The following is a 19,065-nucleotide window of genomic DNA, read 5'->3' as shown; positions in this document are numbered from 1 at the left end:
TTATCTTTGACCCGATACGCCCCTCGTTGAAGGCGTCCGGGTCGCTATTTCGTTTCGCGTTTCCACCCAGGCCGATCGGCCCTCGGGCACCGCAGTTCAGCCGGTGGATCCGGCCCAGTTTCTCCCGACGTGATTCACCGATGCGCGCATCGATCATCCGCCGGCATGTCCAGGAACATCCGCCCCCAAGGGGATGAGCCCGACATGCGTTCAAACGCCCCACACCGTCACAACGTCTACCGATGCCATCAGAGCCTGTTGCCGGCCCGTTCTGGCGCCCCGGGGAGTCCACATTTCACGGGCAGACAAGCCCTCATTCCGCGGCCTTTGGCTGGCTTGGCGGAGTGTCGATTTGCGAGACCCTTTGGGGGAGTGCCGGCGGGACGCAAACTCACTCGCGCCGAACGGATCGAAAGCTAGGACTCTCCAAAGCGCCCGTCAAGAACTAGTGCGAGTTCCTGAATCAAATACTAAATATGGTGGATTGTGGGGGATAACAGGGGGCGAAGCCCGCGCCTGTCTTGAGCCAAGTATCAGTGAGTCCTGAGGGATTCCCAACCGAAAAAATTTGCATCCCGTGATGATCCGGACGCTTCATCCCGCTGTTCACAGGGCAGGTATATTTTTGGGCGATGGGATTGCGTCAGGCAGACTCACGTAGTGGTACGGAAGGTGAGGGCAGGCATGCCCGCCGAGGTGGTGGTCGGGGAGCCGAATCCGCGCCAAGCTGAGGGCGATTTTGCCGGACTGCCCACATGCTTGATTCGACTCGCCGGGATACGCAGCCGCGTATCGCCCCGGCCGGCCTGATGTTCCTCGCCATCACCTCGATCGGCTGGGGCTTCAATTGGCCGGTGACCAAATTCCTGATCGGCGAGCTGCCGCCGCTGACGCTGCGCGGCGTCACCGGCGTGCTGGGGGCTATCCTTCTTGCGCTGCTCGCACTCGTTCGCCGGCAGAGCCTGCGGGTGGAGCCGGGCGTCTGGCCGCGGCTGCTCACCGCCGCTGTCCTCAACGTCACCGGCTGGATGGTGCTGATGGGGCTGGCGCTGCTCTGGCTGCCGGCGAGTGAGGCGGCGCTGATCGCCTACACCATGCCGGTCTGGGCCTCGCTGATCGCCTGGCCCGTGCTCGGGGAGCGGCCGACCGTGCTGCGCACCCTGGGCCTGGTGATGGCGTTTGCCGGCCTTGCCTCGATCATGGGGGGCAACGGCATCGCCGCCAGCGCGCAGAAGGCGCCCGGGATCATCATGGCGCTGGGCGGCGCGCTCGGCTTTGCAATCGGCACGGTGTTCTCGAAGAAATATCCGATCCATCTGCCGCCGATCACGGCCGCGGCCTGGCAGATCGGCATCGGCTGCCTGCCGATCTCGATCATCGGCCTCCTGGTCGAGACCACGCATCTGGACAGGGTGACGCCAACGGGCTGGTGGCTGCTGGTCTATTCCACCGTGGTGCAGTTCTGCATCGCCTATGTCAGCTGGTTCGCGGCGCTGGCGCGCCTGCCGGCCTCGGTGGCGGCGATCGGCACGATGGCCGTGCCCGTCATCGGCGTCGTCGCATCCGCGATCGCGCTGCACGAGCCGCTGGGACCTGGGCAGATCGCCTCGCTGATCTTCACGCTGGCGGCGGTGGTGCTGGCGACGCGCTAGGCCCGCCGTTCAGCGCCTTCCGGATCATCTCGGCGAGCTGGTTGCGGCGATAGGGCTTTGTCAGCAGCATCACGCCGTCGTCGAGCTTGCCGTGATGGACGATGGCGTTGTCGGTATAGCCGGAGGTGTAGAGCACCCTCACGCCCGGCCGGCGCTTTGCCACTTCCTCGGCAAGCACGCGGCCGCTCATGCCGCCGGGGATGACGATGTCGGTGAAGAGCAGGTCGAAAGCCTGGCCGGCCTCGATCATCTGCAGCGCGGCACGGCTGTCGCCGGCGGAGACCGTCTTGTAGCCGAGGCTCTGGAGCTGGGCAGTGACGAAGTTGCGCACCAGATTGTCGTCCTCGACCACGAAGATGGTCTCGGCGCCGCCTTCGGCCTGCGGCGCGATCGAGCTTGTCGCTTCCGTCACGCCCTGGCCCGGCGGCAGATAGAGCTTGATCGTGGTGCCGTGGCCTTCCTCGCTGTAGATCTTGATGTGGCCGCCGGACTGCTTGACGAAGCCGTACACCATGGAGAGGCCGAGGCCGGAGCCCTTGCCGACCTCCTTGGTGGTGAAGAACGGCTCGAACGCCATCTCCTGCACGCTCTGCGGCATGCCGGTGCCGGTATCGCTGACGGCGAGCATCACGTAGGCGCCGGGCCGCACGTCGGGATTGACCTGCGCATAGGCCTCGTCCAGCACGACGTGGCGGGTCTCGAGCAGCAGCTTGCCGCCGTTCGGCATGGCGTCGCGGGCGTTGATCGCCATGTTGAGCACGGCATTGGTGAGCCGCGAGGGATCGATATGAGAGGTCATCGGCCCCTGCTGCAGGGCCGTCTCGATCTGGATCTGCTCGCCGAGGGTGGGGCGCAACAGTTTTGCGATGTCTGCGATGGCGGAATTGATCTCGACGTCGCGCGGCTGCAGCGGCTGTTTTCGCGCGAAGGCCAGCAGGTGCTGGATCAGTTCCGCGCAGCGCTCGGCGGCATCGTCGATCAGGCGCGCGGTGCGCTGCAGCTCGGGCTGGTCCTTCAGGCGCGCTACCAGCGTCTCGGTGTTGCCCGAGATCACGGTCAGCATGTTGTTGAAGTCGTGCGCGACGCCGCCGGTCAGCTTGCCGATGGCATCCAGCTTCTGCGACTGGTGCAGCTGCCGCTCGGTTTCGCGCGACGACGTCGCGTCGTGATAGACCAGCACGGCGCCGGAGATGTTGCCTTGCCCGTCGCGCATCGGCCGGCCGCTGATCATCAGATGGCGCACGTTGTTGCCGCTGTGCGGGCGGACGATCATCTCGAGATCTTCGAACTCGTCGCCGCGCAGTACGCGCACCGACGGCAGCTCGTCGGACCCGAGCGGCGTGACGCCGTCGCCGTGAAACACGTCGGACAGTGCGCGCAGATTGCCGAGGCTCATGCCGGTCCGATGCAGCAGCATGCGCTCGGCCGCAGGATTGGACAGCAGCACGGTGCCCTCGGCGTCGATCACCAGTACCGCCTCCGCCATGCTGCGGAACGTGCTCTGCAGCACGTTGACCGACAGGCGCAGCTCGTCATGGGCGGTGACGAGATGCTCGGTGCGTTCGGCAACCGCGGCCTCGAGGACTTCCTTGGCGGCCTGGGTCTCGTACAGCGTGCTCTTGGTGCGCTGGCTCTCGCGCGTCACGATCACGACCAGCAGCAGGATGAGCAGGGCGCCGGCGACGTCGATGCCGAGCAGCACGATGCCGGTGCGGCGCGAATCCTGCGATCGCGCGGTGAGCAGCCGCTCTTCCCCGGCGCTCAGCCGGTCGAGGTTGCCCATCACCGTGTCCATCAGGCCGCGGCCTTCGGCCTTGCCGTTGAGCGCGGCGATGCCGTCGGCGTCATTGGCCGCGCGCAGGCGCATCGCCTCAGCGGCAATCTCGACCCGGCGGAGCGCCAGCGGCTCGGTGCCCTCGATCAGCGCGGTCTGATCCGGATTGTCGCGCATATTGCGCTTGAGGTCGGCAAGGGCGGGCGCGATCTGGGCCCGCACCGCCTGGAATTCGTCGTTGAAGCTCGAACTCCGGTAGATCTCGTAGCCGCGCGCGGCGCTTTCGGCGCGGCGGATCAGGACGCGCAGATCGGAGATCTTCTTCAGCACGCCGACGGTGTGGTTGACCCAGGCGGCGTCCGACCGCGACTTGACGTCGAGACCGATCGAGGCGGCGGTGATGAGCAGGAGAACGGCAAGTCCAGCACCGAGAATGACGCGCTGCGAGGGGATCAAGGGGCCTCTTTCTGGTCCTTCGGCGGCGCGCGCTCGCCGAGGCATTCCCGGATTGTCGTCAGCAGCGTCTCGGGCGTGAACGGCTTGCGCAGGCAGCGCGTCGCACCGAGCTCCAGCGCCATGCGCAGGAAGTCCGGGGAGGGCGAGGCGGATGAGGCGAAGGCATAGCCCGACATGGCGATCAAGGGGATCGTCGGTGCACGCTCGTGAAAGATGCGGATGGATTCGAAGCCGCGCATATGCGGCATGAAGATGTCGACCAGCATCACATCGAACGTCTGCGCTTCCAGCGCAGCAAGCCCGGTTTCGCCGCCGTCAGTCAACGTGACGTCGAAGCCCTGACGCAGGAGGAGGACCTCGATGGTCGCGCCGACCATCGGATCGTCATCTACCACGAGAATACGCGGCATGACCTTCCCTAGTAGATCGAAGTCCCCACAGCGACTGGTGATATAAGCGAATCGTGCGCCGGGTCAATTTTGGATTGGGCCTGGGAAGGATATGCACGGCGCAATGCATAGCGGCCTTGCAGGTTCGGCGAGCTGGGTGAATTCCGTCGGACTTCAATGAAAAGTTGAAGCCAATCCGCACGCTCCACAAGAGCTGCTCGTGGCAGGATTCGCGGGAGATGGCCGAGCAAGATTGCCCGCAAACGAAAGGGCGGCCCCGATTGCCGGCGCCGCCCTCGAACGTTGCACGTCAGGTCGTGCTACGGGCAGGGATGGCGCAGGCCATCATAGCCGAGATAGGTACCGGACGCCGGATCGTAGGAGCGATAGCGCTGGGCGCAATAGGCCACTGAGTCGCCTCCGGTGTCGGGCACCACGGCGACGGTCGCACCGTCGTCATAATAGCCGTCGTCGTAGTAGCCATCGCCGTAATACGGACCGCCGTAATAGGCGTATGAGCCAAGGCCGCCGATCGCGGCACCCGCCGCGAAGCCGGGCCAGAAGCCGCCACCGCGATGGTGGTGCCAGCTGCCGCCGTGCCAGTTGCCGCCGCCGCCATTCCAATGGCCTCCGGCTGCTGCGAAGTTGCGGCTACCGCCGCTTAAAGTGGCGCCGCCGCTCGGGCGCACCGCCGCGCTGGCTGCAAAATTGCCGCCGCCCCCACTGAACCGCGCGCCGCCTCCAAAGCTGCCGCCGCCCATGCGGGCACCGCCGCCGCCACCGAAGTGAGCGCCGCCGCCACCACCGCCGAAATGGGCACCGCCGCCGCCATGGCCACCATGGCCCTGCGCGAAGCTCGGGGTTGCCATCGGAAGAACCAGTGCCAGCGCTGCGGCCGCACCCAAAACTCTTAGACTGTTCATGTTCAAACTCCTTTCCCGGAAGCAAATCCCTTGAAAGGGCTACGGTTCCAGGGATCACACCGGTTTGCGCATGAGAACCAGATTTTCACGCAGCCGCTGTACCCGGCATGAACGGATCGCGTCCGATTTGCGGCAGCCTCTATTGCCGTCGCTTTGGCTGCCCGCGTCAGCGCGTTTGGGCGGGGCACGGCCGCGCCCGCTGAACTGGACATTTGGCCGCCCGGATGGCATCAGGACCCACGAAGCAGGGCCCTTGCCGCATGAAACAATTCTTCTTGAAGCTCTTCACCTGGTGGAATGGCCAGACCTTTGGCACGCAACTCTGGACCTCCAGGTTCGGCGAATTGGTCGGCCAGGACGAGCAGGGCAATCGCTACTACCGCACCGCAGGCGGCAAGATCGACCCCACGCTCGGCTTCGAGCGGCGCTGGGTGATCTACAACGGCTATGCCGAAGCGAGCCGCATTCCGCCGGCCTGGCACGGCTGGATCCATCACGTCGTCGATACCCCGCCGACCGAGATCAACTACCAGCCGCGCGAGTGGGAAAAGCCGCACCAGCCGAATCTCACCGGCACGGCGAAGGCCTACCGGCCCTCCGGCTCGACGCTCGCCAGCGGCAAACGGCCGAAGGCGACCGGCGACTACCAGCCCTGGACGCCCGGCTAGGTCCACCGCTCTTCCATCATCGGATTGGATGCAGACGCATCCTGACGATCTTGCTGTGGACAACGGGATCAGCGGGGACGCCTTCCGCGTGCCCATTGCGTCTGCATGAGCGATGCGGCTCAATGAACCCATCTTACGGAGATGGGAGACCATCGCGTTCGGTTCGGGCAACAGTTCGCGACTGTCCCGAGATGCAGCGGCCGCCGAGGAAGGACTCGATCGGGAGATAGGCCCCCGGTCTGGAGTTCCGAAATCGCCCGATGAGAATGTGCGCCGCCGTGAGACAGGAAGGGCCGCTTGGGAAACCGAGCGGCCTTTTTCTGTTGGGGGGACACGAGAGCTGAAACTACTTCATCCGTGCCGACGCTCGCGCGACGGCTTCGAGGCGGCGGGCCTGCCTTGGCGCGCCACGCTCCTTCAGCAAGGCGAGCACCTCCGCAGGCGCAGTCTCTGGCGAGCCTGAATTGAATGGCGGCGCCGGATTGTATTCGAGCTGAAGCTGGATCGCTTCCGCCGTCGTGCGGTCGCGCAGGATCGAGACCAGCGTCAGCGCGAAATCGATCCCCGCGGTGACGCCGCCGCCGGTGACGCGGTTGCGGTCGACACAGACGCGCGTCCTGGTCGGCGTCGCGCCGAACTGGTTGAGCATCTCCATCGCGCTCCAATGGGTGGCGGCGCGATAGCCCTTCAGCAACCCCGCGGCGCCGAGCGCCAGCGATCCCGTGCAAACCGATGTCACGTATTTCGCGCCCTCGGCCTGCCGGCGCAGGAAGTCGAGCACCTCCTCGTCGTCGAGCAGGTCGTCGGTGCCGCCGCCGCCGGGCACGCAGATCACGTCGAGCTGCGGGCAGTCGGCAAACGTCGTGGTCGGCGTCAGCGTGAGCACGGAATCGCTCGGAACCGGCTCGATGCGCTTCCAGACCAGATGCAGCTTCGCACCGGGGACGTTGGCAAACACCTGGAGGGGACCGGTGAAGTCGAGCTGGGTGACGCGCGGAAACACCAAAAGTCCGATCTGCAGCGGTGCCGACATGAAAGCCTCCGATGAAATGCTTGACGGGCGCAAGATGGCATGGTGCCATCCTGTCCAAAATGGCGTAATTCCCTCACTTTCGGACATGACCATGATCGGCATCCTGATCTTCCCGGATTTCCAGTTGCTCGATGCGGCGGGCCCGATCTCGGTATTCGAGATCGCGGCGCGCGCCGGCGGCAAGCCGCTTGCGCTGCGGGTGCTGGCGCTGAACGCCGGCGCGGTGCGCTCGTCCGCCGGCGTCGAGATGATGGCGCGCGATTTCAGATCGGCGAACACGGTGACGACGCTGGTCGTGGCGGGCGGTTCGGGCGTCGAGGCCGCGGCGCGGTGTCCGGCCACGCTCGCCTTCGTGCAGCGGCTGGCCCGGCGCGGCGTGCGGATCGCCAGCGTCTGCTCGGGCGCCTACGTGCTCGCGGAGGCCGGCCTGCTCGACGGCCGCCGCGCCACCACGCATTGGGGCCGTACGCGCGATTTCGTCGCGCGCTATCCCAAGGTCAAGTTCGAGCCGGACCAGATCTTCACCCGCGACGGCCATGTCTGGACCTCGGCGGGCATCAGCGCCGGCATCGATCTCGCGCTCGCGATGGTCACCGAGGACCATGGCGAGGAGATCGCGCAGGCGACCGCCCGCCAGCTCGTGCTCTATCATCGCCGCAGCGGCGGCCAGTCGCAGTTCTCGTCGCTGCTGGAATTGAAGACACCGAACGGCCGCTTCGGCGCGCTGCTGTCCTGGGCGCGCGAAAATCTCGATGCGCCGCTGACGGTGGAAAACCTCGCCGATCGCGCCGGCATGAGCGCGCGGCATTTCGCCCGCGCCTTTGCCGCGGAGACCGGCACCACGCCGTCGAAAGCGATCGAGCGCCTGCGGATCGAGGTCGCGCGCGAGCGCGTGCAGTCCTCGCGCGAGGCCATCGAGCTCGTCGCGGAGGCGACCGGCTTCGGCGATCCTGAAAGAATGCGCCGCGCCTTCATCCGCGCCTTCGGCCAGCCGCCGCAGGCGCTGCGGAGGGCGGCAAGGGCAGGGTAGGGATTCTTACGTGCCACTCGAACGAGGAGGCGACGATGAGCGGGATGGAATACAGCGACGAGAACGCGAAGCGGCTCCAGAGAATCTATCTGACGAGCGACGTAAAGGCCCAGCGGGCGGAGACGATCCGGCAGCTTGGCCTATCGGCGGTCGAACGTGTTCTCGATATCGGATGCGGCCCGGGTTATCTCTGTGAAAGCATGGCGCAGCTCGTCGGGCCGGACGGCGCTGTCGTCGGTATCGATGTGTCGACCGACCTGATCGCCGTCTGCAACCGGCAGAAGGCCTCGGAATGGATTTCCTATGCCATCGGGGACGCGACGGAATTGGGCCAGCCTGACGCATCGTTCGACGCGGTCGTGTGCACGCAGGTCGCCGAGTACGTCCCTGATGTCGACCGCGTTCTCAGGGAGGCGTTCCGCGTTCTGAAGCCGGGCGGCCGAACGGTTTTTGTCGCAACGGATTGGGACGCAGTGGTGTGGCATTCTGACGACCGGGCGCGCATGGCCTCGGTGATGACATCGTGGGAAGCGCATTGTGCGCATCCGCGTCTTCCCAGATCGATGGCCTCCAGGCTGATCAATTCAGGTTTTCATCTGGACGGGGCATCCATCTTTCCGATCCTGAATTTGCGGTACGACGACGACAGCTACAGCAAGGGACTGGCCCGGGGAATCCGGGATTTCGTCGGCCGTACGAACGACGTTTCGGTCGATGACCTGAACGCGTGGCATAGCGAGTTCGAGCGCCTGGCCGGGGCGGGACAATATTTCTTCAGCACCAATCGGTATATCTTCAGGGCGTCGAGACCTGCGGGCGTGCCGATGTGAGATCGCCCTGGCTCGTGCGTCCTGCGGTCGGCGCGTCGTCACTGTGCGCCGTCAATCGCCGTGCAATTATGTCTAGCGACAGGTGGAGCGGGCATTCGGGCGGGATGCAGGGAGCAGCGCGCTCCCCACATCATCTGCATCCGCGGATGCCGCAGGGGCTTCGGCTCACTGAATTGTCGCGTTGAGCGTAATCACCGATGTTCCAGAACCGGATGGACCTTTTCCAGTGAAGCTCACGGCAAAGGCGTCGTTGCCCTTGTAACCCGCCTTGGCAGTGTACGTGTAGGTCGACGCATTCACCTTCTTGAGAGTCCCGTGCGCGGGCTTTTGAGAAACGGTCGAGCCTGCAATCACTCCGTCCAGCTTCACGGGAAATAGACACGTACCGCCGGAGGAGACGTTGAAGTAACCGGTCGAGTTGACGCCCCAGCTCGACATCGTGCCGACAACCGGACACTCCGAGGCGGCCTGCGCCGACAGCGGCATGAAGCCCAAGACGGCTGCGCCAAGAAGGAATGCAATGCGAAAAAGCATTTTAATACCTCCATTAAATCATAAAGTCTGAGCTGATTAACAGGCTGATGAAAAGGCGAATTGATCCAGCGCAAGCAGCAGCGATCCGCGTCTCGTGCCGGCGCTCCCGAGTCTCGTGGCACTCAAGCCGATGCGTCGGTCGAAGCCGCAGTGCCTGAGATATCCGCCCGCGCCGTCAGCCGCCGCGCGATCGGCATCAGCATGTAGGGTGAAAGATGAATCGGAAACTGCGTCATGGCGAAATAGAGCCAGGTCGTGGCCGGCAGCGCACCGGCTGTCGCCGCCAGCATCAGGCCGAGATTGCGCTGTGACACCATCAGCCCGAGTGCCAGCGCGCGCTCGTAGCCGATGCGGCGGAACAGAAAGGTCGTGACGGCGAGCAGCGTGAAATAGAGCGCGAAGGACAGGGCTGCGAGGCTGATGGTGAAGACCGGCCGCGCCACCAGATCGCTCACGACGTCGCCCATGATCGCGGATGCGAAGATCAGCAGGATGATGATGTTGAAGCCGTCGATCGGCTGCTTGTGGCGCTGGATGGCGTCCGCGCCGAACAGCCAGCGTATGAATGTCGCGGCCAGCAGCGATGCTGCGAGGATGCCGAGCAGTTTCAGGCCGAGCATAAGCGGCGAGATGCTGAGCATGCCGCCGAGGAACAGGCTTGCGAACACCGAGGCGGTGAACGGCACGATCGCGGTCGCGGTCACCAGCGTGACCAGCACCAGCGTCGCGTCGAGCCCCATGAGCGCTGCGAGCGCCGGAGAGGCCATCATCGGCGAGGCCATGCTCTGGAGCATCAGCGCGAGCGACAGGCCGGGGGCGCGATCGGTGAGCCCGGTCGCATGCGTGACGAGTCCAACGATGACGGGCACGCCGATCGTGGTCCAGGCCGTGGCTGATGCCGCCAGTGCCGGCCGGCGCAGATGGCCGTACAGCGCCACGAGATCGACCCGCATGAAGGAGATGCAGAGCAGAACGAGAATCGCCTCGGTGACGTAGGGCCGCAGCAGCGCGCCGAGCGGCGGCACGGCCGCCGCGATGAACACGACCGCCGCGACCGCGCGCGTGCCCTGGCTGCCGAGCCAGGTCAGGCCGCGCAGCGGAAGGGAGAAGACGGTGCGAATTGCGGACGACATCGGGTTGAGGGCGTTGTCAGCCCACGGCCTTGAGCCAGGCGCCGATCTCGCTCACCGCGACGTTGGCCTGTTGCAGCAATTTGCCCATGGTGAAGAAGCCGTGGAACTGGCCGGGGAAGTGCTTGTAAGTGACCGGCACACCGGCCTGCTTCAGGCGCGCGGCATATTCGCTGCCTTCGTCGCGCAAGGGATCGGCGCCGGCGGTCAGCACGTAGGCCGGCGGCAGGCCGGCAAGGTTTTCGGCGCGCGCAGGCGAGGCGCGCCAATCGTGGGTGTCGGCCGCGCCGTTGAGATAGTGGTCGCGGAACCAGCGGATCACACTGTGCGTCAGCAGCACGCTGGTCTCGGGCTCGCTGTGCGAGCCATGCGTCATGGCGAAATCGACGGCCGGATAGATCAGCACCTGGCCCGCAATCTCGGGGCCATCACCGTCACGCGCGGCGAGCGCGACCACGGCGGCGAGATTGCCGCCTGCGCTGTCGCCGCCGACCGAGAGCCTTGCGGCATCGACGCCGAGTTCGCGCGCATGTGCGGCGATCCATTTTGTCGCGGCGATCGCGTCATCGGTCGCGGCGGGAAATTTGTGCTCGGGCGCGAGGCGGTAGTCGATGGCGATCACGATCAGCGCGCCCTCGATCGCGAGCTGCCGGCAGACCACGTCGTGGCTGTCGAGATCACCGATCACCCAGCCGCCGCCATGAAAGAACACCAGCGCGGGCGCCAGCCCGTCCTCGCGGCGCGGCTGCTTCGGCACGTAGATGCGCGCGGGGATCGCTCCGTGCGGCGCCGGGATCGACAGCGAGGCGACGCGGGCCAGTTCGGGCGGTTCGGGGTTGGTGGCAAAGCGCGCCTGCAGGTAATAGGCGCGCGCCTCGGCCGCGGTCAGTGTCTCATAGGCAGGGCGGCCGGCCTCCTGGAACGCCTTGTAGACGGCAGCGGCATCGGGATCGAGCACGACGGGCATGGGCAGGTACCCCAGAGGTTCTGGTTATCGTTGGACGTCATTTTCGGGAGCGAGGCCCGCGTCGGCCCCGGGGAGAGGCCCCCGACTATCCCATCAGGGTGCCGGTCTGTCACGCCGGCAGCGGGCAGGGCAGGGATGCCGCCCTTTCCCCGCCGTATTCGGCGTGTTAACCGGATGGCCTGCGAGCGGCCGTATCCCCTGTAGAATGTCCAACAAGCCCGATTCGCTGTTGAAGCCGCGCGAGATGTTGAAAACCTTTACCCTGACGGGCCTTGCGGCGCTGCTGGCTGCCACCGCGCTGACGGTTGCAACGCCTGCGCAGGCGCAGATCGGCACGATCTTCTCCGATCCGCCGCCGCTCCGGCCGCCGGGCAGCATCCCCCGCGGCGGTCAGCCGATGCCGCAGCCGACCCCCGACGACGACGAAGAGGTGCCCGAGCTGCCGCCGCAGGGTCGCGTGCTGCCGTCGCGCCCGATGCCGCCGCCGGGCCGGCAAGGCAATGCGATGCCGGGACCGGTCGAGAGCCAGCCGCTGGCCCCCCCGCCGGGTACCACCGTCGCGCCGCAGAACCAGGCGCCCGTCGCGATTGCACCGCCGGGAGCTGTTCCCGGCCAGCGCCAGCCCCAGCAAAAGGGCGGGACGCAACAGGGTGCCGTGCCGCAGGCCCCGGCCAGCCTCCAGCCGGGCGACGAGGTCGTGACCGAGCCGCCGGCCCAGAAGATCGTGAACAAGAAGGCGACCTTCTCGGGCCTCGACAAGATCACCGGGCGCATCATCAATTTCGACGAGGAAATCGGCGAGACCGTGCAGTTCGGCGCGCTGCGCGTGAAGACCGATGCGTGCTACACGCGGCCCGCGACCGAAGCCGCCAACACCGACGCCTTCGTCGAGGTCGACGAGATCACCTTGCAGGGCGAGGTGAAGCGGATCTTTTCCGGCTGGATGTTTGCCGCGAGCCCCGGCCTGCACGGCGTCGAGCATCCGATCTACGATATCTGGCTGACCGACTGCAAAGAGCCGCAGCAGACCATTGCGACCGCGGCACCCGATCCCGCGACCAAGCCGGCTGCGCCCCCGCCGCCTCCAGCGCAGAAGAGGGCTGCGCCCAAGCAGGCTGTGCAGCGTCCGCCGCAGCCTCTGCCGCCGCAGCCGGCGCCCCCGCCACCTCCGCCGCCGGAGCAGCGGCCGGGCCTGTTCGGTATTCCGGGTTTTGGGCGCTAGGCCAGATCCCCGGGCTTTGGGCGCAGGCCAAATCTCCCGAATTCGGCAGCCGGCAAATCCGATTTATTGTCGTGAGGCGATGATCTCGAGCGCGCGCGCCCCTGGGACGGCGTCGCCGCGCGACAGCCGCAGGAAATCGCCGGGCTCGCCGGCGAGCGCTTTGTCCAGCAGCGCGGTATAGCGCCGCCGCGAGATCTCGGCCGCGCCGAAACTCTTCAGATGCTCGGTGACGTATTGCGTGTCGAGCAGCTCGAAGCCGCCATGGATGAGACGCGCGACCAGATGCACCAGCGCGACCTTGGAGGCATCGCGTGCGGTGTGAAACATGCTCTCGCCGAAGAAGGCCCGCCCCAGGCTCACGCCGTAGAGGCCGCCGACGAGGTCGTCGCCCTGCCAGGCCTCGACGCTGTGGCAATGGCCGAGCTCGAAGAGGCCGCCGTAGAGATCGCGGATGCGCTTGTTGATCCAGGTGTCCTCGCGCCCGGCCTGCGGCGCGGCGCAGCCCGCGATGGTCGCCTTGAACGCGGTGTTGACGGTGACGCGAAACAGATCCGAGCGCACGGTGCGTGCAAGGCGCGAGGCGACGCGAAAGCCGTCGAGCGGAATCACGCCGCGCATTTCCGGCTCGACCCAGAACAGGGTCGGGTCGTCCGCGCTTTCGGCCATCGGAAAGATGCCGCAGGCATAGGCGCGCAGGAGCACGGCCGGCGTGATTTCAGACGATGCGGAGTCGCGCGAAGTCATGCGCGCAACAATAGCAGGATCGCGGCGCCGGTGCGATGGGGGCTATCCTCGGTGATCAGCCTGCTGCGGCGCTGTTCGCCTTGCCTGCTACGGCGGGGGTGCGGCGGAACCGCAGCATGATGCGGGTTCCGGAATGGTTGGGATCGCGCTCGACGGTGGCATCGAGCTTGGAGGCCATGGCGGCGACGATGCGCTGGCCCATGCCGGTGGAGCGCGGATCGGCCTTGACGTTGTCGCCGACGCCGTCATCGGTGATCGACAGCAAGAGATCCTCGCCCTGCGAGGTCAGCTCGACGTGAATGGGACCGGCGCCATCGGGATAGGCGTATTTCACCGCGTTCATCACCAGCTCGTTGACGATGATGCCGACGGCGACGGCGCGGTCCGGGTCGATCTCGATCGGCTCGGCTTTCACCGTCAGGCGCGACATCCGGTTGCCTTCGGCGGATCGGCGGAGATCCTCGAGCAGGGAATCCAGGTACTGGTTCAGCACCACGCTCTTCAGATCCTGCGAGGTGTAGAGGCGACGGTGCACCTGGGCGACGGCGGCGACGCGGCCCATCGCGTTGGTGAGCGCGGCCTTGACCTCGTCCTGCGCGGCGGAGCTCGCCTGAAGATGCAACAGCGAAGCGATGATCTGCAGCGAATTGCCGACGCGGTGGTTGACCTCGCGCAGCAGCAGCTCGCGCTCGGCCGCAAGCGCGGCGTAGCGGTCGCGCGAGGCGTGGATCTCGGCCTCGGCTTCCTCGCGCGCCCGCTGCAACTCGGCCTGGCGGAGCGCGCCTTCGGCTGCGACGTGCAGCAGCGGGATGAAGTCGCCCTTGACGTCCTTGACGAGATAATCGGCCGCACCGGCCTTGAGCGCGGTGACGGCGATGCTGGAATCCTGCGAGGCCGTGACGAACACCACCGGCGGGGCGTCGGGGATCGCCATGATCTGCTCGAGCGTGTCGAGCCCGTCGAGGCCCGGCATGTACTGGTCGAGCGCCACGACATCGATGCCGCCCTCGGTCCCTGCCTTACGGATGCGCTCGAGGCCTTCCTCGCCGCTGGCGGCATGGATGACCTTGTAGCCGCGCCGCGTCAGGCCGCGGTCGACCAGGCGCGCCAGTGCGCCGTCGTCATCGATGTAGAGCAATGTTGGCGTGCGCTGTTGGGTCATGAGGCGGCGGGCGGGACCTGGATGACCGAGAAGAACAGGCCGAGCTGCCGGATGGCATTGGCGAAGTTCTCGTAATTGACGGGTTTCGTGATGTAGACGTTGCAGCCGAGTTCGTAGCAGCGCTTGATCTCCTGGCTGTCGTCGGTCGTGGTCAGCACCACCACGGGCGAGGCCTTGAGATACTTGTTTTCCTTGATCTGCCTGAGGATATCGATCCCGGTCATGTCGGGCAGGTTGAGATCAAGCAGGATCAGGAGCGCGTTGCCCTTCTGCACGAGCCCGCTGCCGTCAGGCCCGAACAAATGCTTCATCGCATCGGTCCCGTTGGCGAACGAGATGATTTCGTTGTTCACGCCCGAGCGGCGGATGTTGCGCTCGATCAGCCTGGCGTGCCCTTCGTCGTCCTCGATCATGATGATGCTGACAGGCTGGGTCATTTGTCGGCGTTCCGGTTGGTGGCGTTCCAGGTGATGGGCAGCGTGATCGTGAAGGTGCTGCCTGCGTTCAGTTCCGACGATACCGACATCGTGCCGCCGAGGCGGCGCACAAGTGCACGTACATGGGCAAGACCGATGCCCTGGCCGGGCTTGTCCTGGGTTCCAGCACGGCGGAACAGGTCGAAAATCCGCTGATGATCCCTGGCGTCGATACCGCGGCCGTTGTCGCTGATCTCGAAGATAGCGTAGCCGAGCTTGGTGCGCCCGCGAATTCTGATCTCGCCGGGCACGCCGTTCTTCAGATACTTGATCGCGTTATCGATCAGATTGGAGAAGATCTGCTCCAGCGCGAGGCGGTCACTGACGATACCGGGCAGCGGCTCGATGTGGATCTCGGCCTGCGCTTCGGCCGATTGATGCGCCAGCGTCGATACGATGGTTTCGACGAACTCGCGGGTGTCGATTTTCTCGGGGTGGAACTCGCGCCGGCCCTCGCGGGTGAGGTTGAGGATCGCCGAGATCAACCGGTCCATCCGGGCGATCGAGGATTTGATGAAGCCGAGCGCTTCGGAAAAATCCGCCGACAGCTGCTTGTCGGGGCCCTCGAGCGGAATCTCCGCGACATCGAGCGCAGCGGTGCCTGCCGGCACGCCCGTGAGTCCTCCGATCCGCCGAAAGATGTCCTTGCCCAATTCTTCGAGCTCGCTGGTGAAGCCCATGATGTTGACCAGCGGCGAGCGCAGGTCGTGGCTGACGATATAGGCAAAGCGCTGGATCTCGTCGTTGGCTTCGCGCAGGTCTGCCGTGCGTTCGTCGACGGTGGCCTCGAGGTTGAGATTGGCGTCGCGCAGGCGGGTCTCGGCGCGGTCGCGGGCGCGCGAGGATTGCCGCACCAGCAGCACCGAGCCGAACGCGAGCGCCAGGACCATGCCGGAGCCGGCAATGGTGACCGACGATGAGAGCCTCTGGGTCCGGTCGGCGGTCTCGGTTCGCTCCCTGAACAGGCGGTCTTCTTCCGCCCGCATGTCACGGCCGACCTGGGCGATGGTCTCGACCGCGCCGGTCGAGGTGCCGTTGCGCAGGGCGGTCACGGCGTTCGAGACATCGTTGTTCTCGACCTGCTCGGCGCCGCGGGCAAATTCCGACAGTCGTTGTTCCGCAGCCTTGCGCAGCTTGGCAATGTTTTCGACCTGGGCCGGATTGTCGCGCGTGACTTGGGCGAGGTGATCGATGGCGGGAAGCACGTTGGCAGCGGCCGCCCGATATTCCGTGAGATATTGCGCGCCGCCGGACAGCAGATAGGCCCGGACTGCGCTTTCCGCCCGGCGCACCTCGAGCAACACGGTCGAGATCTGGTTCTCGGCCTCGACCGAGTGCACGACCCAGGCATTGTCCTCGCGGGATTTGTTGATCAGCAGCGTCGAGGCCAGGCTGATCGCGACCAGCACGAGGAATCCCGCCGAGAGCAGCAGGATTTGCATCACCGTGCGGCGGCGCTGTGCGTCGACCGTCACGATCGGCTTGCCTTGTTACGCGAAGTGCAGTGCAAAATAGCCCCTTGGAACTGTCCCCAAGCGTCCAGAACGCGATTGGGGCCAAGGGGTTCCACAATTTCGGCGAATTATTTCGCCGCCGGTTCCGTCTTACCGGCGAGGTACTGTTCCAGCCAGTGGATATGGTAGTCGCCGTTGATGATGTCGTCCTGGCGGACGAGGTCTCGGAACAGCGGCAGCGTGGTCTCGATGCCGTCGACCACCATCTCGTCCAGCGCGCGGCGCAAGCGCATCAGGCACTCGGCGCGGGTCTTGCCGTGGACGATCAGCTTGCCGACGAGGGAATCGTAATAAGGCGGGATCTGGTAGCCCTGATAGACCGCCGAATCGATGCGCACGCCGAGCCCGCCGGGCGGGTGGTACTGCGAGATCCGGCCGGGCGAGGGACGGAAGGTCTGCGGGTTCTCCGCGTTGATGCGGCACTCGATGGCGTGGCCGATGATCTGGACCTCGCTCTGCCTGGCCGGCAGTTCGCCGCCGGCGGCGATGCGGATCTGCTCCAGCACGAGGTCGATGTCGGTGATGCTCTCGGTGACCGGATGCTCCACCTGGATGCGCGTGTTCATCTCGATGAAGTAGAACTCGCCGTCCTCGTAGAGGAATTCGATGGTACCGACGCCGAGATATTTCATCTCGCGCATCGCTTTGGCGCAGGTCTCGCCGATCTTGGCGCGGGCCGCCGCAGCCAGCACGGGCGAGGGGCCTTCCTCCCAGACCTTCTGGTGGCGGCGCTGCAGCGAGCAGTCGCGTTCGCCGAGATGGATCGCGCCGCCGCGGCCGTCGCCGAGGATCTGGATCTCGATGTGGCGCGGCTTCTGGAGATATTTCTCGAGGTAGACGGAGGCGTCGCCGAAGGCGGATTTCGCCTCATTGGCCGCCGTCGACAGCGCGATCTGGAGATCGGCCTCGCTCTGCGCGACCTTCATGCCGCGGCCACCGCCGCCTGCCGCCGCCTTCACCAGCACGGGGAAGCCGATCTTCTTCGCGATCGCCATCGCGTCGTCGTTCGGACCGACCGCACCGTCGGAGCCGGGCACCACCGGGATGCCGAGTTTCTTCGCGGTCTTCTTGGCCTCGATCTTGTCGCCCATCAGACGGATGTGCTCGGCCTTGGGGCCGATGAATTGCAGATTGTGCTCGCCGAGGATCTCGGCAAAGCGCGCGTTCTCCGACAGGAAGCCGTAGCCGGGATGCACGGCATCGGCGCCGGTGATCTCGCAGGCTGCGAGCAGCGCGGGAATGTTGAGATAGCTGTCCTTCGACGGCGGCGGCCCGATGCACACGCTTTCGTCCGACAGGCGCACATGCATGGCATCGGCGTCGGCGGTGGAGTGCACGGCCACGGTTGCGATGCCGAGCTCCTTGCAGGCCCGCAGGATGCGAAGGGCGATCTCGCCGCGATTGGCTATGAGAATCTTGTCGAACATGGTGCCTCAGCGGGCGAAATTCGTCGTTCGCTTATTCAATGATGACCAGCGGCTCGCCGAATTCGACCGGCTGGCCGTCTTCGATCAGGATCTGCGTCACCGTGCCCGATCGCGGCGAGGGGATCTGGTTCATGGTCTTCATCGCTTCGATGATCAGCAGGGTCTGGCCGACCGAGACCTTCGAGCCGACCTCGACGAACGGCTTGGCGCCGGGCTCCGGCGCCCAATAGGCGGTGCCGACCATCGGCGAGGTCACGGCGCCCGGATGCTTCGACAAATCGGGACCGGCGGCCGCAGGAGCGGCTGCTGCAGGCGCCGCGACGAGCGCAGGAGCCGCGGTTGCGACCGGCATCGGCATGGTCGCGGCGACGCTGATGTTGCGCGCGACGCGCAGCCGCAGGCCGGCGCGCTCGATCTCGATCTCGGTGAGGCTGGTCTCATCGAGCAGCAGAGCAAGCTCGCGGACGAGCGCGGAATCGTCGCTGGAAAACTTTGCGGCTGCTTTGTCGTCTGGCTGGCGCGCCATGTTCATTGATCCGAATGTTCTGGGTGAAGAGGGAGCGTCAGGCTTTGGGCTTGATGCCGAGCTTGGCGGCAAGGCCCTGGATGGCGAGGCGGTAGCCCTCGATGCCGAAGCCGCAGAGCGAGGCGAAGGCCGCGCGCGCGGTGTAGGAATGGTGACGGAAACTCTCGCGAGCGTGGATGTTGGTCACGTGCACTTCGACGGTCGGGATCTGAACCGCGAGCAGTGCGTCGTGCAGCGCGATCGAGGTGTGCGAATAGCCGCCGGCGTTGATGATGATGCCCTTCATCTTGCGGGCGTGCGCCTCGTGGATGAAGTCGATCAGTTCGCCCTCGCGGTTGGACTGCCGGCAGTCGGCCTTGAGGCCGAAAGCCGCCGCCGTCTCCCGGCACAGCGCCTCGACGTCGGCCAGCGTCGCATGGCCATACTTCTCGGGCTCGCGCGTCCCCAACATGTTGAGGTTCGGCCCGTTGAGAACGAGGATCGTGTCGGTTGCTGGCTCGGCCATTCCTGTCCCGGAAAAGGTGTTTCGGCGTGGCGGGGGTTATAGGTAACAAAGCGCGTGAGGGGAAGCCTTGAAGGGCCTCGGGGGGCGGTTCAGGCACCTCATC

19 protein-coding genes are annotated in these 19,065 nt (G+C 65.9%); 5 read left to right on the top strand and 14 right to left on the bottom strand.

What is annotated here, in order from left to right:
- Positions 1-755 precede the first annotated feature (755 nt).
- The gene (locus QY049_RS04655; protein ID WP_301269083.1) at positions 756-1,652 is read left to right on the top strand and encodes a DMT family transporter; all 897 of its coding nucleotides are present in this window, start codon (positions 756-758) and stop codon (positions 1,650-1,652) included.
- Here the strand turns inward: QY049_RS04655 and QY049_RS04650 are convergent.
- From QY049_RS04650 to QY049_RS04640, 3 genes are all read right to left on the bottom strand, one after another.
- Positions 1,618-3,882, bottom strand: a complete 2,265-nt coding sequence (locus QY049_RS04650; RefSeq protein WP_301269082.1) for a CHASE3 domain-containing protein — start codon at positions 3,880-3,882, stop codon at positions 1,618-1,620. The genes QY049_RS04655 and QY049_RS04650 overlap by 35 nt on opposite strands.
- Positions 3,879-4,292: a response regulator gene (locus QY049_RS04645; protein ID WP_258761869.1), complete on the bottom strand. Its 414-nt coding sequence runs from the start codon at positions 4,290-4,292 to the stop codon at positions 3,879-3,881. Before QY049_RS04645 ends, QY049_RS04650 begins: the two co-directional genes overlap by 4 nt.
- A gap of 299 nt (positions 4,293-4,591) precedes the next feature.
- Positions 4,592-5,194 (bottom strand): BA14K family protein, encoded by a 603-nt coding sequence (locus QY049_RS04640; protein ID WP_301269081.1) that lies wholly within the window; start codon positions 5,192-5,194, stop codon positions 4,592-4,594.
- A gap of 260 nt (positions 5,195-5,454) precedes the next feature.
- Here QY049_RS04640 and QY049_RS04635 point away from each other — a divergent pair, with 260 nt between their 5' ends.
- On the top strand, positions 5,455-5,862 hold the full coding sequence (locus QY049_RS04635; RefSeq protein WP_194476146.1) for an NADH:ubiquinone oxidoreductase subunit NDUFA12: 408 nt from the start codon (positions 5,455-5,457) through the stop codon (positions 5,860-5,862).
- 346 nt (positions 5,863-6,208) lie between these two features.
- Here QY049_RS04635 and QY049_RS04630 read toward each other — a convergent pair whose 3' ends face one another.
- A complete protein-coding gene (locus tag QY049_RS04630; protein ID WP_301269080.1) occupies positions 6,209-6,895 on the bottom strand; it encodes a DJ-1/PfpI family protein in 687 nt (228 codons plus the stop codon).
- Between the two features lie 91 nt (positions 6,896-6,986).
- Between QY049_RS04630 and QY049_RS04625 the strand changes: the two genes are divergently transcribed.
- On the top strand, positions 6,987-7,925 hold the full coding sequence (locus QY049_RS04625; protein ID WP_301269079.1) for a GlxA family transcriptional regulator: 939 nt from the start codon (positions 6,987-6,989) through the stop codon (positions 7,923-7,925).
- Positions 7,926-7,960: 35 nt separating this feature from the next.
- A complete protein-coding gene (locus tag QY049_RS04620) occupies positions 7,961-8,755 on the top strand; it encodes a methyltransferase domain-containing protein (RefSeq protein WP_301269078.1) in 795 nt (264 codons plus the stop codon).
- Between the two features lie 165 nt (positions 8,756-8,920).
- On the opposite strand, the gene QY049_RS04615 is transcribed toward QY049_RS04620, so the two are convergent.
- The 3 genes from QY049_RS04615 to QY049_RS04605 form a co-directional block, all read right to left on the bottom strand.
- Positions 8,921-9,289 carry an Ig-like domain-containing protein gene (locus tag QY049_RS04615; RefSeq protein WP_246755535.1) on the bottom strand — a complete coding sequence of 123 codons (369 nt, stop codon included), beginning with the start codon at positions 9,287-9,289 and terminating at the stop codon, positions 8,921-8,923.
- 122 nt (positions 9,290-9,411) lie between these two features.
- Positions 9,412-10,422, bottom strand: a complete 1,011-nt coding sequence (locus QY049_RS04610; RefSeq protein ID WP_301269077.1) for a Na+-dependent transporter — start codon at positions 10,420-10,422, stop codon at positions 9,412-9,414.
- Positions 10,423-10,438: 16 nt separating this feature from the next.
- Positions 10,439-11,386, bottom strand: a complete 948-nt coding sequence (locus QY049_RS04605; protein ID WP_301269076.1) for an alpha/beta hydrolase — start codon at positions 11,384-11,386, stop codon at positions 10,439-10,441.
- 205 nt (positions 11,387-11,591) lie between these two features.
- Between QY049_RS04605 and QY049_RS04600 the strand changes: the two genes are divergently transcribed.
- Positions 11,592-12,608: a DUF2155 domain-containing protein gene (locus QY049_RS04600; protein WP_301269075.1), complete on the top strand. Its 1,017-nt coding sequence runs from the start codon at positions 11,592-11,594 to the stop codon at positions 12,606-12,608.
- A gap of 63 nt (positions 12,609-12,671) precedes the next feature.
- Here the strand turns inward: QY049_RS04600 and aat are convergent, their stop codons facing one another.
- The 7 genes from aat to aroQ form a co-directional block, all read right to left on the bottom strand.
- Positions 12,672-13,352, bottom strand: coding sequence for a leucyl/phenylalanyl-tRNA--protein transferase (aat, locus tag QY049_RS04595; protein WP_301269074.1), 681 nt, complete (start codon positions 13,350-13,352; stop codon positions 12,672-12,674).
- Between the two features lie 55 nt (positions 13,353-13,407).
- Positions 13,408-14,514 (bottom strand): sensor histidine kinase, encoded by a 1,107-nt coding sequence (locus QY049_RS04590; RefSeq protein WP_194476137.1) that lies wholly within the window; start codon positions 14,512-14,514, stop codon positions 13,408-13,410.
- On the bottom strand, positions 14,511-14,951 hold the full coding sequence (locus QY049_RS04585) for a response regulator (protein WP_194476136.1): 441 nt from the start codon (positions 14,949-14,951) through the stop codon (positions 14,511-14,513). Before QY049_RS04585 ends, QY049_RS04590 begins: the two co-directional genes overlap by 4 nt.
- The gene (locus QY049_RS04580; protein WP_301269073.1) at positions 14,948-16,465 is read right to left on the bottom strand and encodes a CHASE3 domain-containing protein; all 1,518 of its coding nucleotides are present in this window, start codon (positions 16,463-16,465) and stop codon (positions 14,948-14,950) included. The genes QY049_RS04585 and QY049_RS04580 overlap by 4 nt, the downstream gene beginning before the upstream one ends.
- Before the next feature lie 107 nt (positions 16,466-16,572).
- Entirely contained in the window at positions 16,573-17,931 is a 1,359-nt protein-coding gene (gene accC, locus QY049_RS04575; RefSeq protein WP_194476134.1) for an acetyl-CoA carboxylase biotin carboxylase subunit, read from the bottom strand.
- Between the two features lie 31 nt (positions 17,932-17,962).
- Positions 17,963-18,457, bottom strand: coding sequence for an acetyl-CoA carboxylase biotin carboxyl carrier protein (accB, locus tag QY049_RS04570; protein ID WP_194476133.1), 495 nt, complete (start codon positions 18,455-18,457; stop codon positions 17,963-17,965).
- A gap of 37 nt (positions 18,458-18,494) precedes the next feature.
- Positions 18,495-18,962: a type II 3-dehydroquinate dehydratase gene (gene aroQ / locus QY049_RS04565; RefSeq protein ID WP_129273091.1), complete on the bottom strand. Its 468-nt coding sequence runs from the start codon at positions 18,960-18,962 to the stop codon at positions 18,495-18,497.
- Positions 18,963-19,065: the final 103 nt, after the last annotated feature.

It is taken from the genome of Bradyrhizobium sp. WYCCWR 13022, assembly GCF_030435535.1.
GTDB lineage: Bacteria > Pseudomonadota > Alphaproteobacteria > Rhizobiales > Xanthobacteraceae > Bradyrhizobium.
The sequence above is the reverse complement of the archived record's forward strand: the minus strand, read 5'-3'. Positions and strand labels throughout refer to the sequence as shown.

Bases quoted from the DNA above. Each gene is read 5' to 3' on its own strand.
- QY049_RS04645 (WP_258761869.1), bottom strand. From the start codon at position 4,292: ATGCCGCGTATTCTCGTGGTAGATGACGATCCGATGGTCGGCGCGACC.
- QY049_RS04610 (WP_301269077.1), bottom strand. From the start codon at position 10,422: ATGTCGTCCGCAATTCGCACCGTCTTCTCCCTTCCGCTGCGCGGCCTG.
- QY049_RS04630 (WP_301269080.1), bottom strand. From the start codon at position 6,895: ATGTCGGCACCGCTGCAGATCGGACTTTTGGTGTTTCCGCGCGTCACC.
- aat (WP_301269074.1), bottom strand. From the start codon at position 13,352: ATGACTTCGCGCGACTCCGCATCGTCTGAAATCACGCCGGCCGTGCTC.
- QY049_RS04620 (WP_301269078.1), top strand. From the start codon at position 7,961: ATGAGCGGGATGGAATACAGCGACGAGAACGCGAAGCGGCTCCAGAGA.
- QY049_RS04635 (WP_194476146.1), top strand. From the start codon at position 5,455: ATGAAACAATTCTTCTTGAAGCTCTTCACCTGGTGGAATGGCCAGACC.
- accB (WP_194476133.1), bottom strand. From the start codon at position 18,457: ATGGCGCGCCAGCCAGACGACAAAGCAGCCGCAAAGTTTTCCAGCGAC.
- QY049_RS04600 (WP_301269075.1), top strand. From the start codon at position 11,592: ATGTCCAACAAGCCCGATTCGCTGTTGAAGCCGCGCGAGATGTTGAAA.
- QY049_RS04655 (WP_301269083.1), top strand. From the start codon at position 756: ATGCTTGATTCGACTCGCCGGGATACGCAGCCGCGTATCGCCCCGGCC.
- QY049_RS04640 (WP_301269081.1), bottom strand. From the start codon at position 5,194: ATGAACAGTCTAAGAGTTTTGGGTGCGGCCGCAGCGCTGGCACTGGTT.
- QY049_RS04625 (WP_301269079.1), top strand. From the start codon at position 6,987: ATGATCGGCATCCTGATCTTCCCGGATTTCCAGTTGCTCGATGCGGCG.
- QY049_RS04585 (WP_194476136.1), bottom strand. From the start codon at position 14,951: ATGACCCAGCCTGTCAGCATCATCATGATCGAGGACGACGAAGGGCAC.
- QY049_RS04615 (WP_246755535.1), bottom strand. From the start codon at position 9,289: ATGCTTTTTCGCATTGCATTCCTTCTTGGCGCAGCCGTCTTGGGCTTC.
- QY049_RS04605 (WP_301269076.1), bottom strand. From the start codon at position 11,386: ATGCCCGTCGTGCTCGATCCCGATGCCGCTGCCGTCTACAAGGCGTTC.
- aroQ (WP_129273091.1), bottom strand. From the start codon at position 18,962: ATGGCCGAGCCAGCAACCGACACGATCCTCGTTCTCAACGGGCCGAAC.
- accC (WP_194476134.1), bottom strand. From the start codon at position 17,931: ATGTTCGACAAGATTCTCATAGCCAATCGCGGCGAGATCGCCCTTCGC.
- QY049_RS04590 (WP_194476137.1), bottom strand. From the start codon at position 14,514: ATGACCCAACAGCGCACGCCAACATTGCTCTACATCGATGACGACGGC.